General features: G+C 65.3%; 13 protein-coding genes. 7 read left to right on the plus strand and 6 right to left on the minus strand.

All coding sequences use genetic code 11. From position 1 onward, the window contains the following. Window positions 1-45 precede the first annotated feature (45 nt). Window positions 46-969: an alpha/beta hydrolase gene (locus tag BLU38_RS26135; protein WP_091529088.1), complete on the plus strand. Its 924-nt coding sequence runs from the start codon at window positions 46-48 to the stop codon at window positions 967-969. Here the strand turns inward: BLU38_RS26135 and BLU38_RS26140 are convergent. The 3 genes from BLU38_RS26140 to BLU38_RS26150 all read right to left on the minus strand — a co-directional run bounded on the left by BLU38_RS26140 (window position 938) and on the right by BLU38_RS26150 (window position 3,393). Then, the gene (locus tag BLU38_RS26140; RefSeq protein WP_091529091.1) at window positions 938-2,005 is read right to left on the minus strand and encodes a LacI family DNA-binding transcriptional regulator; all 1,068 of its coding nucleotides are present in this window, start codon (window positions 2,003-2,005) and stop codon (window positions 938-940) included. The two genes, BLU38_RS26135 and BLU38_RS26140, sit on opposite strands and share 32 nt — an antisense overlap. A gap of 96 nt (window positions 2,006-2,101) precedes the next feature. Then, window positions 2,102-2,431: a hypothetical protein gene (locus BLU38_RS26145; RefSeq protein WP_157683722.1), complete on the minus strand. Its 330-nt coding sequence runs from the start codon at window positions 2,429-2,431 to the stop codon at window positions 2,102-2,104. A gap of 5 nt (window positions 2,432-2,436) precedes the next feature. Next, entirely contained in the window at window positions 2,437-3,393 is a 957-nt protein-coding gene (locus BLU38_RS26150; RefSeq protein ID WP_197679870.1) for a DUF6772 family protein, read from the minus strand. A 107-nt stretch (window positions 3,394-3,500) separates the two neighbouring features. On the opposite strand from BLU38_RS26150, the gene BLU38_RS26155 reads away from it, so the two are divergent. The 3 genes from BLU38_RS26155 to BLU38_RS26165 are packed head-to-tail and all read left to right on the plus strand — an operon-like array spanning window position 3,501 to window position 6,111. Continuing rightward, the gene (locus BLU38_RS26155; RefSeq protein ID WP_091529095.1) at window positions 3,501-4,805 is read left to right on the plus strand and encodes an MFS transporter; all 1,305 of its coding nucleotides are present in this window, start codon (window positions 3,501-3,503) and stop codon (window positions 4,803-4,805) included. Between the two features lie 2 nt (window positions 4,806-4,807). Continuing rightward, window positions 4,808-5,782: a DUF6772 family protein gene (locus BLU38_RS26160; protein ID WP_091529097.1), complete on the plus strand. Its 975-nt coding sequence runs from the start codon at window positions 4,808-4,810 to the stop codon at window positions 5,780-5,782. Further along, window positions 5,779-6,111, plus strand: coding sequence for a hypothetical protein (locus BLU38_RS26165; protein ID WP_091529098.1), 333 nt, complete (start codon window positions 5,779-5,781; stop codon window positions 6,109-6,111). Before BLU38_RS26160 ends, BLU38_RS26165 begins: the two co-directional genes overlap by 4 nt. Before the next feature lie 42 nt (window positions 6,112-6,153). Here BLU38_RS26165 and BLU38_RS26170 read toward each other — a convergent pair whose 3' ends face one another. Both BLU38_RS26170 and BLU38_RS26175 read right to left on the minus strand, forming a co-directional pair. Then, complete coding sequence (locus BLU38_RS26170) at window positions 6,154-8,262, minus strand: ABC transporter substrate-binding protein (protein WP_331715053.1); 2,109 nt, start codon at window positions 8,260-8,262, stop codon at window positions 6,154-6,156. A gap of 6 nt (window positions 8,263-8,268) precedes the next feature. Further along, window positions 8,269-9,699 (minus strand): sulfatase family protein, encoded by a 1,431-nt coding sequence (locus tag BLU38_RS26175; protein WP_157683723.1) that lies wholly within the window; start codon window positions 9,697-9,699, stop codon window positions 8,269-8,271. A gap of 11 nt (window positions 9,700-9,710) precedes the next feature. On the opposite strand from BLU38_RS26175, the gene BLU38_RS26180 reads away from it, so the two are divergent. Beyond that, the gene (locus BLU38_RS26180) at window positions 9,711-10,493 is read left to right on the plus strand and encodes an IclR family transcriptional regulator (RefSeq protein WP_157683724.1); all 783 of its coding nucleotides are present in this window, start codon (window positions 9,711-9,713) and stop codon (window positions 10,491-10,493) included. 235 nt (window positions 10,494-10,728) lie between these two features. Here BLU38_RS26180 and BLU38_RS26185 read toward each other — a convergent pair whose 3' ends face one another. Continuing rightward, entirely contained in the window at window positions 10,729-11,496 is a 768-nt protein-coding gene (locus BLU38_RS26185) for a maleylpyruvate isomerase family mycothiol-dependent enzyme (RefSeq protein ID WP_091529107.1), read from the minus strand. Window positions 11,497-11,609: 113 nt separating this feature from the next. Here BLU38_RS26185 and BLU38_RS26190 point away from each other — a divergent pair, with 113 nt between their 5' ends. Together BLU38_RS26190 and BLU38_RS26195 are read left to right on the plus strand one after the other, a co-directional pair. Next, on the plus strand, window positions 11,610-11,960 hold the full coding sequence (locus tag BLU38_RS26190) for an ArsR/SmtB family transcription factor (protein ID WP_091529110.1): 351 nt from the start codon (window positions 11,610-11,612) through the stop codon (window positions 11,958-11,960). Window positions 11,961-12,113: 153 nt separating this feature from the next. Next, on the plus strand, window positions 12,114-12,980 hold the full coding sequence (locus BLU38_RS26195) for a cation diffusion facilitator family transporter (protein WP_231920047.1): 867 nt from the start codon (window positions 12,114-12,116) through the stop codon (window positions 12,978-12,980). The last annotated feature ends 26 nt before the right edge of the window (window positions 12,981-13,006 follow it).

Here is a 13,006-nt window from a genome sequence, read left to right on the forward strand (position 1 = left end):
CCGGTGCCTCTCGACAAGATGTGAACCACGTGGTTCACTTAAGTCATGAGCGATGTCGGGGTACGGGAAAAGGTGCGATTCGTCAGCGACGGCGAGGAGTGTGTCGGCTGGCACTACGCCGGTACCAACGGCGGCTGTGTGGTGATGGCGGGCGGCGGCGGTGTCACCAAGGAGCCGGGGACCGATCTGTTCGCGGCGCGCTTCCACGCCGCAGGTTTCAGCGTGCTGGCCTTCGACTTCCGTCACCTGGGGGAGAGCGCGGGCAGTCCGAGACAGGTGATCAGGATCGCCGAGCAGCTCGCGGACTGGAACGCCGCGATCGCTTGTGCAGCAGAGCTTCCGGAGGTGGACCCGACCCGGATCGCCGGCTGGAGCTTCTCCCTGTCGGCCGGCCACCTGCTCCGGATCGCAGCCGGTCCGACCCGGCTGGCGGCGGTGATCGCCCAGTCGCCGATGACCGACAACCTGGTGGCGGCGCCGAAGGCATTGAGCTACGAATCGCCGGTCGCTGTGCTCGGATTCCCGCTGCTGGCGCTGGCCGATGCGATCGGTGGCCTGCTGGGTCGGCCACCACAGACGATTCCGCTCGCCGCTCCGCGCGGCAGGGTCGCGTTGCTGAACACTCCGGATGCCCAGGACGGCGATCGGGCGCTCAACCCGGGCAACCGGTATCCCGACTGGCAGCAGACGATCGCCGCTCGATCGGTGCTGCCGCTGATGCTCTACCGACCGGCTCGGACCGCGGCCCGGATCCGCATCCCGCTGATGATGATCATCTGCAGCGACGACCGTTCGGTCCTCGCTGCACCGGCACTGCGGGCCGCCGAGCGCATTCCGCACGCCGAGCTGCTGAAAATCCCCGGCGGCCACTATGCGCCGTTCCTCGACGAGCACGAACGCACCGTCGAGGCCGAGTTGGCCTTCCTGGGCCGGGTGATCAGGGAGACGGCACACTCGACCGACGGATGATCAACTCCGGCTTGATCATCCGGCGCACACCGGGACCCGAATCGCCAGCAATCCGCTGCAGCAGCAGGGAGACAGCCAGTTCCCCGATCAGCTGGGTCGGGATCCGGATCGAGGTCAACGGCGGGTCGAGCCAGGCCGAATACGGATGATCACCGTAGCCGACCAACCGGACCTGATCGGGAACCGAGATGTCTCGTTCGCGGAGCGCTGCCAATGCACCGAGGGCGAAGTAGTCGTCGCCGGTGACGATGGCATCGAAGGTGACGTCCCGCGGCTGATCGAGGAAGGTCAGGCAGGCTCGATGTGCCTCGGTCGCTCGCCAGCGCGGCTCGGAGGTCTCGTAGCGCCGGGTGGGGACCAGGATGGTGTGCGCAACCGCGTCCGGCTGCTCGGCCATGGCACGGGCGAAACCCTCCCGCCGATGGTTGATGGTGCTGATCGCCAGGTCCTCCTCGAACTGGACGATCCGACGGCAGCCCTGCGCCAGCAGGTGCCGGACGGCGGCGTACGCACCCGCTCCGTTGTCGGCGGTGACGAAGTCGCAGTCCAGGCCGGGCACCTCCCGGGAGGCGGCGACGACCGGTCGGCCGGAGGCTGCCACCGAGGCCCACGGTTCGCTGCGACCCTGCACCGGGATCACGATCGCGCCGGCAAGATCATGATCGATGATCATGTCCGCGATCTGCTGTTCGACCTCCGCGCTCTCCTCGGTGGTGAACACGTCGAGCGAATAGCCGGCCGAGCGGGCGCCCGCCTCGATCGCTCCGATCAGTTCGGAGGAGAAGACATGGGTCGCCGAGGGGATCGTCACTGCGATCGTCGACGACAACGCCCCGTCCGGTCGGCGCGAACTCGTCGAGCGTCGCGTGACGTCCTCGGCCGGGAGGTAACCGGTGCGTCGTGCCTCCGCCAGAACCAGGGACCGGGTGCGTTCGCTGACCCCGTCCTTGCCGGAGAGCGCGCGGGAGACGGTATTCGCCGACAGCCCGAGCCCCTCGGCGAGGTCGCCCAATGTCGTACGCCTACCAGCTGCCACGGCCCCATCCTCCGATCGACCCTTCGACCACCACCCGCCAAAGTTGGCAGAACGTGGTTGCGCATGGCAGAGGTCCGTTCTGACAACTCCGGAGAATTATTCCTTCAGGGTGAGGTAGATCCTCGTCAGGGGTGGGTTGCTGCCGCCCGTTCGGCGCAGCACCAGGCGGATCCAGTGGCCGAGGTCGGACACCGGCACGGTCGTCATGCCGTCGGCGACGACCACCCGCGGGGTGATTTCATGATCAACCCAGGTCAGGCCGTCGGGGGAGACCTGGACAGTGATCGTCACCTCGGCATCGTCGGGTGTCAGGAACTGGACGAACCAGCGAGCCTGGTCGGCCCACGCGACCTCGAACGGCTCGGTCGCGAGTTGATCATGGAGAATGGCGCCGCGCTCGAGGACGGCGGTCTGTGATTCGCGCATGTTGATCACCAATCCGCAGAGATGACGACGGAGTCGAGGAAGAGGAAGTTGCGCTTGCCGGACAGCGTGCGCACCGAGAAGTAGAAGTTGAGCAGGTTCTCCAGGGAGCCGTAGCGGTCCTCGTACGGCGGGACCGGGACACCCGTCCAGTCCATCACCCGATCATTGAGCTGGACCTCGACGTTGGAACGGGTCTCGGTGTTGATCAGGAAGCGCAGGTAGTGCCAGTTGACCTTGGTCGGCACCTCGTTGACGCACAGCTCCTGTGGCTCGCCGAACGTCCGCCAGTCGTTGGGGTCGGGCGCGGTGAAGTCGGCGGCGTAGGGGTAGTCGACCTTGCCCTGGAAGTGTTCGCGTGGCGTCGGCTCCGGGACCACGGGGTACATCCACTGTCGGGTCAGTCGGCCGTCGGCGTCGGCGTTCTGATAGCGGGCGACGTTGTGATAGCGCAATCCGCCGTCACCGCACAGGTCGGTGGCCACGGTGAAGGCGCCGAACTGTGCCTCGGACGGGTGTTGATTGCCGTCCCAGGCCATGTCGCCGAAGTCGTTCTCGGTGTCCTCACCACCGACGGTCGCCTCGGTCTTGAAGGCCAGGTAGGCCTCGATCTGCAGCAATCCGCGGCCGCTCATGGTGAGCCGGCGGATCGCGGTTGCCGTGTGTCCCGGATAGGGCCGGGTCGCCAGCTTCATCGCGTACGTTCCCGACATCGCACCGTGGGTGCCGACGTCGAAGAAGTCGCAGGAGGAGAGCTGCGGCGGACGGAAGTCGCGGAAATGATCATCGAGGGAGTCGTAGTCGCCACGGCCGTTGTAGTTGCCGCCGAGCTCGACCCAACCGTGCAACCCGCTGTTGAAATCGTCGTGGGCGAGGATCCGCGGCAGCGGATCGAATCGGGACAAGGCGGGATCCGCGCTCCGGATCGCCTGTCGGAGGACTGCGATGTCTGTGGATGAAGGCACGGCACTAACGTTAGCGATCACGTTAGAAACATGCAAAAAGATTGACTTTTCGATGTCCTGCAGCCTAAGTTGTCGGCGACTCGGCTCTCTCGGAGGATCAAGCAGCGATGGCGCAGCCAACACGACGGATCAAACACGCAACCCTTGCCTCGACGGTGGGCACGGCACTGGAGTGGTACGACTTCTCCCTGTACGGGACAGCGGCCGCCCTCGTGCTGCCCAAGGTCTTCTTCCCCAGCGACGACCCGGCGATCGGGGTGCTGTCCTCACTGGCGACGTTCGCCGTCGGCTTCCTGGCCCGGCCGATCGGTGGCGTGATCATCGGCCTGCTCGGTGACCGCTTCGGCCGCCGCCAGATGCTCTTCGTCACCCTGTTGTTGATGTCGGCATCGTCGGTGCTGATCGGCTGCCTGCCGTCGCACGCCACGATCGGGCTGCTGGCGCCGATCCTGCTGGTGGTGCTGCGAGTCCTCCAGGGGCTCGGTGCCGGTGGTGAGTACGCAGGAGCGATGCTGCTGTCGGCCGAGCATGCTCAAGCCAAGCATCGAGGACTGAACGCGTCGATCGCCAGTGTCGGCAACGCCGTCGGCTCGGTGATCGCGACTGCGGTGTTCTTCCTGGTGCAGGGCCTGATGTCCGATGCGGCGTTCCTGTCCTGGGGATGGCGGATCCCCTTCCTGCTCAGCTTCGTGCTGGCCGTCGCAGGCTTCGTGATCCGGATGAAGGTGACCGACAGCCCGGAATTCACCGCTGCCGTCGCCGAGCGCGGCGTGGTCCGGGGCCGGTTCGCCGACATGTTCGCCGAGGGCGGTCGCCGGATCCCGCTGGCGATGCTGATGAGCATTGCACCCAACGTGCTCAGCTATCTGCCATCGGTATATGCGTTGAGCTATCTGGCGACGTCGGTAGGGACGGCGTCCTGGGTCGGCCTGGTAGGCATCATCATCGCCAACCTGCTGAAGTTGATCACTATTCCGACGGCGGGATGGCTGTCCGACCGGTTCGGCGGCAAGCCGATCATGATCATCGGATCGATCGCCGGCGCGGTGCTGTTCTATCCCTTCTTCTTCATGCTGGACAGCGGCACCCCGGTGATCATCTGGGCGGCGTTGGTGATGATCTTCACGCTCTGCTGCGACATGTCGCTGGCATCACAGGCGTCGATGCTGTCGATGTTGTTCCCGGTCCGGCTGCGCTACACCTCGGTCACCTTCAGCCGTGAGATCACCGGCGCGATCGTCGGCGGAACGCTGCCGTTGGTTGCGGCCTGGCTGACCGGCCTCGGCGGCGGCCAGCCGTGGTTGGTCTGTGTCTACTGCGGTGTGCTCTGTCTGTTGTGTGCAGCCGGCACGGCGGCGCTGCCCAGGACCGACGCCCACCAACTCGAGCGGGACGCGGCGGTGAGTCGCTGAACATGATCAACTCGACTGGTTCGTCCACGCTGCTGCCTGGTTGGTTCCGACCGCTGCCGCGACTGCTGACCGCCGACGACTTCGACAACGGGATGGGCGGCTGGCTCGACCTGCGTCCCAACTTCGTCGGACCCGACTTCGCCGCTCACGACGACGAGATCGACCTCGAACATTGGGGGTCGGTGATGTTGAGCAGTGCGACGTACCCCTTTTCCGGGACCCACGGGTCGGCGACCGGGACCTATTCGCTCAAGCTGGCCACCAGATTCCCTGCCGCAGCGCCGGACCAGGCGCCGGCGCCGGGCAGCATGAGCCTGGCGATCAAACGGCTGTCCCGGCCGTACGATGCCCGGCTGCTGCGGGTCGAGACCATGATCGCCTACACCACCGATCAGGATCGGCCCGGGCTCGGCGTCGATGCGATGCGTGCCTTCGGGCTGATGATCGATCTGCAGGACGCCGAGCACCGCTTCATGCCCGGCGTACGGTTCGTCAACACTACCGGCGGTGTCCGGCAACGCCGCTGGCAGTTCTACCGGCACACCGAGGACGACGACGCCGCCTGGAGCTACGGCCGGGAAGGCTGGCATCAGGCCGGTATCGACCCGCAGTGGTTCGGTGTCCGTGCCGCCGACGGCAGCACTTCGGCAACGACCTGGTTCGACGACGGCATCCAGCAGCCGATCTACAACGAGACCGACGACAAGATCAACTGGATGCCGTTCTCTCTCACTCTTGATCTTGAACGCCGGACCTATCACGACTTCCGTTTCGGCAACAGGAGCTTCGGTTTCCCGGACGGAGCCGGGCCGACGTTGGCGGATCCGTATGCAGGGATCGACAATCTGCTCAATCCGGTGTTCTTCGTCGAGACCGATACCGATCGCCGGGTCAATCTCTATCTGGACTCGGTCGTGATCTCCTATGCAAGCCACGATGATCTTGCCGGTGACGAGAAGGCGGGGGAGTACCGATGAGGACCTTCCACACCAGCGTGACCGACCTGCGGCAGCCGTTCAGCGGTAGTTTCACCACCTACCCCTACGAATGCGGCTGGGCCGATGAAGCGATCTACTTCGTCACCGCCGAGGACCAGACCCCGGCCGGCGCAGAGATCGCGCTCCGCGTCCAGCTCAGTGCCGACGGTATCCGCTGGGTCGACGAGGGAAGCACCTTGCAGCTGTCCGGTCCCGACGCCGGCTTCGTCCGACTGGCCCACTTCGGTGGATTCCTCCGGCTCGCCGGAGAGGTCTCAGCCGATCACGGTCAGGCTGTCCTGACCGTCCGATTGGTGCTGAAGGGTTGATCGAGGCGGCTCGATGTCTGCAGGTCGGGGAATGCTGACGCCCTAGTCACCATGATCATCGGGCTGGTCCCAGAACCAGCATTCCGGGTCGTACACCGCAGGGGTCGGATGGATCCATGGATTGACAAATCCGCCCTGAGCGAGGTTGGCTTTGGTGGGCACGTTCTGCAGCCCCTTCTTGACGACGACGACCTGTGGGTAGTTCGCCACGCAGCCCATGAAGAACGGGCCGTCCGAGACGTGGATCTTGATCATCTCCCAGACGGCTTGATCGCGCTTCATGCTGTCGGGTTGGGTCTTGCTGGCGTCATACAGTTCCCACAGTCGTGCGATCGGACCGCCCTTCTCCGGCGGCATCCGGGGAGGATGTCGCTGCCAGGGATCGACGTCGAGTTCGGTCGCGTTGGTCTTCGTGCCGAGCTGCTGGTACCACTGGCCCTCCAGCGGTGCCCATCGGGTGTACTCGATGGGGACGATGAATTGCGGCTGGGCGAGCAGTCGCGGAGCTCCGCCGACCTCCCAGTTGCTGTGCGCCATCAACTTGCCCGACTTCCACTGGTCGTCGTAGGCCTGCGGTGGAACGGGGTTCAGTTCCATCGCAATTCCGACGGCCTTGAGATCGCTGACCAGTTGGTTGTCCTTGGCCTTGTGCTCGGCCGACTCGTCGGCCGAATAGTCCAATCGGAGCTTCAACGGCTTGCCGTTCGGCAGCCTGCGCATGCCGTCCTCCGAACGCTTGCAGCCGATCTCGTCGAGTAGTGCGCTGGCCTTCGCCGGGTCATGATCGACATAGGAGTCGCGCCAGGTCCGGTACGAGGTCTCGCCGGCGGTGTCGGCGTGGAATTCGGCACCCTTGGGACTCATGGTTCCGGTCGTCAACTCACCGGTGTTGAAGTAGAGCGACTTCCTGATCACCTGGCGATCGAAAGCATAGGAGATCGCCTGCCGGAACGCGGGATTGCGGAAGAGCTGGCGCAGGTCGTCATCGATGTAGTCGTAGTTGAGGAAGAACATCGAGCCGGTTCCCGACCCGCTGTCCCACAGTCGAATCTGGGTACCGGCCTTGGTGCTGCTCTTGCGCAGACCGTCGACATCGGTCAGCGCGATCTGATTGAAGTAGCCCAGGCAGAAGTCCACCGACCCCTGTTGCACCTGGAGCTTCCCGGCCTCGGCATCGGCGATGACGGTGAACTGGATCTCGTCGATGTACGGCAACTGATCACCGTCCGGGGTGACGGCGTAGTAGTAGGGGTTGCGCTCGAGGACGACACCCTTGTCCGCATCGAATGACTTGCAGCGGTACCCGATCAGTGTCGGGCAGTCGGGATTGCGATGCCAGTCAGCCTTCCGCTCCATCAGTCCGCCGACGGTGTCCCAGTCCTTGGGTACGTTCTTGCCGTACTTGGGATGGAACTGCTTGAGATAGTGGCTGGGCAGCACCCAGATCGGTCCGTTCTGCCCGATACCTCCATTGACCCAGCTGACGATCCGGTCGGCCGTCAGAGGCGCCGGGGCATCGAAACTGATCTTCAGGGTGTGATCGTCACTGGCGGAGACTTTCGCGATCGTGCCCCTGCCGGAACGAGCTTCATCCGGCACTGATTGCCCCATCTTGCCTGCCAGGATGAATTCGTCCCACCAGAACATGATGTCGGCCGACGTGAAGTCGTGACCGTCGGACCACTTCAATCCCTTGCGCAGATGGAAGATCCATTCCGACGCGTCGTCGTTGGACTCCCAGGATTCGGCAATTCCCGGTCCGATGTCCAGCCCGTCGTTGAGGAAGCGCAACAACGAGTGGCCGTAGAAGAACTCGCGGTCCGAGGAGGCTGCAGCTGCACCGGAGGTCGAGAGGACGTTCATGTTCAGGCGTCCGCCGTACTTTCCCTGCCGGATCCAACGATGGGGGACAACATAGGGATTGTCCGGGAGGCGTTCCTCGACCGGCGGTAGGTCGGCCGGCAGATTCGGGGCCTGACGGTATCGGCCCGGCTTCCGGAGAGCTTTCGTCTCCGAGCCCCGCGCGTCGCTGGATGAGGACGCGCCACTGTCCGGTGCGCTGGCACCATGGCTGCAGCCCGCCAGAGCAGCAGCGCCGGCAATGATCGCCGATCCGTACAGCATCCCTCGGCGTGAGATCAGTCTGGTCACAAGCGATCACCCTTCCTGGGTGGTGGGGTCGACGTGTCCGCCGACCAGAGCGGACTCGGTGTCCTGCACCAGGGCGTGGAGGTCGGCCCTTTGTGCGTGGTAGGCGGGGTCCTGCGCATGATTCGCCAGCTCGTACGGGTCATCGGTCAGGTCGAACATCAGCCAGGGGCGGTCCTCCAGACAGACGTACTTCCAGCCGTCTGCGGTGATCACGCCGCTCCACGGCTGGTCGATGCTGGACCCGTGACCGGTCGGCACAGGAATGCCGATGTAGGTGCTCGGGGGAGCCGGCGCCTGATTGCTGATCACGGCGCTGAAGTCGGTTCCCTGCATCCGGTCAGGGACGTCGACGCCGCAGATCCCCAAGGTGGTGGGGGCGATGTCCACCTGATTGATCAAGGTCTCGACCCGATGTGCCGACTGATGCTCCCGACTCGGTCCACCGATGATCAGCGGCACCCGTACCGACTCCTCCCACGGCGACGTCTTGCGCCATTGGCCGTGCGAGCCATGCATGTCGCCGTGGTCACTGAGGAAGACGATGTAGGTGTTGTCGGCGATACCGAGTCGATCGAGTTCGCAACGCAGCCGCCCCAGATTGTGATCGATGCGTTCGATCGCCGCGTAATAGCCCGCCAGGTCGCGGCGTGCGCGGTCTCGCACGGCCCGCGACGGTGGAACATTGGGACGAAGCGAGATCCCGGCTGGTGTGTGCCGTGCCATGCACTCGGCTGGAGCGACGTAGGGATCGTGCGGTGGCTGGGCCGAGATGACAGCGAAGAAGGGCTGGTCACGCTCGCGGCGTCGCATCCAGTCGATCGCCAGGTCGGTCAGCGCATCGGTCTCATAGCCGGGCGCGCGGAACTGCTCCATTCCGTCGACCGATCTGAGGACATCCACTCCGTCGGGCGTCTGGCCGCTGTCGGTGTGCAGCAGGCAGTCGAACGGACGGTTGTTGTTCTCGTAGGCCCACCAGTCCGCGAAGCCTCCCCGACGCTCAGCAGGGATGATCCGCCAACGAGGTGAATCGTCGTATCCGGCCGTCGCCGCGAGCTCTGGTCGGCGCCCATCGAGATGCCACTTGCCGAAGTAGGCGGTTCGGTACCCCGCGGTGGAGAGCTCTGACGCGATCGTCGGTGTCCCGACGGGCATCGGGTGCTCGTGCCCTGCGACGCCGGAGAAGCGCGGATATCGACCTGTCAGCAGGGATCCGCGAGCCGGGCAGCACAACGGTGCCCCGGCCACTGCGCTGGTGAACGTGTGTCCCTCGGCTGCGAGGCGGTCGAGGTGCGGCGTGTGCAGGTTGGGATCGCCCGCGTAGCCCGTTGCCTGGGCTCGCATCTGGTCCACAACGAACCAGATCACATTCGGCCTGCCGCGGTGTTCGTCATTGAAGGTCACGAGGACAGGTGTAACTTTTCTTTGCGTATCAAACAAGGAGCTTGCAGATGGCGCAAACAATCCAATCCGTCGACCGTGCGATCGACATACTGTGGATGGTGTCTCGGACACCCGACCTGACATTGTCCGAGCTGGCCGACACCGCAGGGTTGCTCCCATCGACCGCCCACCGCCTGCTGGCGACTCTCGAACAACACGAACTGATCGAACGGAACAGCCGCACCCGGCGCTACCAACTGGGGCGTGGTGTACTCCGGCTCGCCGGAGTCACCGATCCTGCGCACGAAGAAGTCCGGCGGCGACTCGAACCACAGCTGGAGCAGCTGGCGGCCGCTGTCGGTGAACAAGTTGCTGTCGGCGTTCTTGTCGAGAGGCGGCAGCTCAACATCGCCGTCGTCGATGGTGCCCGTGATGCCGGCGAGGAGGTGGTGCTGCGCAGCGATCATTCGCGGGCGTCGGCCGACCTCAATGCGACGGCGGTGGGCAAGGTCCTGTTGGCTTATGCGTCTGACGATGAAGCCCAGACGATGATCGACGGGCTGACGTTCGAGGCACGGTCCGACCGGACGATCACGTCGGCCGGCAAGCTACGTCAACAGCTGGCACGGGTGCGACGGCTGGGGTACGCGACCTGTGTCGGTGAGAACTTTCCCGACGTGAACGGCATCGCGGCGCCGATCCATGGCGGCGACGGAGGCGTAGCTGCGGCCCTGTGCGTGAACGGGCCGGCGACCAGGCTGGCGCCGCGGAGACTCCAGGCACTGCTCCCGGTGCTGCGGGAGACGGCTGCCGAGTGCTCGCGGTTGCTCGGTCTAGGGCGTGTCTCTTGAATCTCGCGGGGCTGCCCGGCAGGCGGTCGGCATCTCGCCGCGGCCGGACTCGGTCGACAGATCCCGATATGTCTCCCTCGCAGGCCACGCCGAGGCGCTCGACCGCGCACCGGCTCGCTCCCGCGCGGTTTGAGAGACACGCCCTCGTGGCGCGTCGTCAAACGACGAGCGTGCTGCGCGGCTGGTCGATTGATCCGGATCGGGCTCCGAGCTGGGGCGAACTCCACGGGCGGGCTCAGTCGGTGCTGCTCATCCGGCGGAAGCGCTCGATCAGCTCCGGTTGCTGCTCGGGTAGCTCGGTACGACCGTAGATCCAGAGCAGCAGGTCGGCCGCGGTGCCGCTGACGGCAGGTGCGTCACCCCCGGGTCGCCAGAGCAACCCCGAACCGGGTTGGTCGAAGACGGTCCAGGAACGGTCGACATCGGTGGCGTGCAGCACCAGCTCGCCATCCAATGCGAGGCCCTTCGTCTCGCGAAGCGCGGCTACATCGTCGGCGTCGGCCAGTGAGGTGGTCAGGAACTCCTCGACGCAATCGACCGCGATGTCCGCCGCGATGTCGATCGATTGCCCGATGGCGTCGGCCGCGTCGAAGTGGTGCACGACGGCTTCCTGAACCTGATGTCGGGTGACGAAGGCGACGTCCTGTTGCGGCGGGAACCAGGTCCAGCAGGGGGCGGACTGATCGGCGGTGGCCAAGGTTTCGGCGATCGCCTCGGCACCTGCCCGGAATCGGCTCACGAGTCGATCGTCCGGCGGACGAATCGGTCGGCGCTCTTCGGCCGGCGGCTCCGACAGCCGTTCGGAGGCGATGGTGTGCCAGAACCAGTGCACGCCCGTGACATGCCACACCAGGTCGGCGACATTCCAGTCCGGGCAGTGTGCCACCCGAGCCCGCAGATCGCCGGCGATGACGGCGTCGGCCAATCCGCGGCTGTGTTCGGTGATGGCGTCGGCGCAGCGTTGCGGAGTCAGTGGCATCGACGGCGGAATGGGAGCTGGCATGGCCGGTACGCTACGCGCCGACACCGACAACTCGAATCGGCGAACCCCGAACCACACCGATCCGCGATAGTTCAGCCTTTCGTGAATTCAGCTCATCTTGTATCGTCAGGATCATGTTGCTGGCAGCCCGTAAGGACGATGTCGCCGGGATCGATGTGTTGGCGCGGTTCGGCCGCGCACTGGCCGATCCGATCCGCTGTCGGCTGTTGTTGGTGCTGCGCGACGCACCGGCCTATCCGTCCGACCTCGCCGAGCAGCTGGGGATCTCGCGGACCAGACTGTCCAATCACCTGGCCTGCCTGCGGGACTGTGGCCTGGTGGTGGCAGTACCGGATGGTCGTCGCTCGCGCTACGAACTGGCCGATCGCCGGCTGGGCCATGCCCTGGACGACCTGCAGAACGCCGTGATCGCCGTTGCTGCAGACCGCACCTGCGCGACCGCTGACACCGAGAGCTGCTGCTGATGGCGGCGAGCACCCGGGTGCTGACCGGACCGCGACGAGCAGCCCTCCGGTGAGCACGACCATGATCATGGTGACGGTTGTTGAGAAGGTGGTACGGCAATGAGTGGGCATGATCATGACCACGCGTCCGGCGCGATAGGTAATCGGAACCGGTTGGCGATAGCGTTCGCGATCACCGCGACCATCCTGGTCGTGGAGGTGATCGGAGCGGTGATCACCGGGTCGCTGGCGTTGATCGTCGACGCGGCCCACATGCTGACCGACGCGGGTGGACTGGCCGTCGCGTTGCTGGCCGCCAACCTGATGATGCGACCGGCGACATCCCAACGGACCTGGGGATTTGCCCGGGCCGAGGTCCTTGCCGCGACTGCCCAGGCGGCGGTGTTGTTCGCCGTCGGGTTGTATGTCCTGGTGGAGGCGATCCAGCGGTTGATCTCGCCGCCGGAGATCTCCTCGCGCGGGTTGTTGATCTTCGGCATCATCGGGCTGGTCGGCAACATGATCTCGATCATGGTGTTGGCCGGCGGCCGGGCGGCGAACTTCAACCTGCGGGCCGCCTTCCTCGAGGTCCTGAACGACGCCCTCGGATCGGCTGCCGTGATCATCGCAGCGATCGTGATTGCGCTGACCGGCTGGCAGCGGGCGGACTCGATCGCGGCGATCGTGATCGGTGCATTGATCCTTCCGCGCGCGGCGCGGCTGTTGCGCGACACTGTCAATGTGCTGCTGGAGTCCACGCCGGCGGGGCTGGATCTGGATGCCGTCCGGAGCCACCTGCTCGGAGTTGATCATGTCCGCGAGGTCCATGATCTGCATGCGTCGCAGATCGCCTCCGGGCTGCCGGTACTGAGCGCCCATGTGATCGTCGACGAGGATTGCTTCACCGACGGTCATGCACCACAGATCCTCGACCAATTGCAGTCCTGCGTTGCCGAACACTTCCCGGTCAGCGTCGAGCACTCCACCTTCCAGCTCGAGCCGGGCGGGCATCAGCGTCACGAACACGTGCCGCATGCCTGAGCCCGGATCCATCGACCGGGGAGGAG

Origin of the sequence: Microlunatus soli, from assembly GCF_900105385.1 — a bacterium.
Classification (GTDB): Bacteria; Actinomycetota; Actinomycetes; order Propionibacteriales; family Propionibacteriaceae; genus Microlunatus; species Microlunatus soli.

What these genes read in the sequence shown, in the direction of transcription:
- BLU38_RS26135 (WP_091529088.1), top strand. Translation starts at nt 46, where the DNA reads ATGAGCGATGTCGGGGTACGGGAAAAGGTGCGATTCGTCAGCGACGGC.
- BLU38_RS26145 (WP_157683722.1), bottom strand. Translation starts at nt 2,431, where the DNA reads ATGCGCGAATCACAGACCGCCGTCCTCGAGCGCGGCGCCATTCTCCAT.
- BLU38_RS26155 (WP_091529095.1), top strand. Translation starts at nt 3,501, where the DNA reads ATGGCGCAGCCAACACGACGGATCAAACACGCAACCCTTGCCTCGACG.
- BLU38_RS26160 (WP_091529097.1), top strand. Translation starts at nt 4,808, where the DNA reads ATGATCAACTCGACTGGTTCGTCCACGCTGCTGCCTGGTTGGTTCCGA.
- BLU38_RS26165 (WP_091529098.1), top strand. Translation starts at nt 5,779, where the DNA reads ATGAGGACCTTCCACACCAGCGTGACCGACCTGCGGCAGCCGTTCAGC.
- BLU38_RS26180 (WP_157683724.1), top strand. Translation starts at nt 9,711, where the DNA reads ATGGCGCAAACAATCCAATCCGTCGACCGTGCGATCGACATACTGTGG.
- BLU38_RS26185 (WP_091529107.1), bottom strand. Translation starts at nt 11,496, where the DNA reads ATGCCAGCTCCCATTCCGCCGTCGATGCCACTGACTCCGCAACGCTGC.
- BLU38_RS26190 (WP_091529110.1), top strand. Translation starts at nt 11,610, where the DNA reads ATGTTGCTGGCAGCCCGTAAGGACGATGTCGCCGGGATCGATGTGTTG.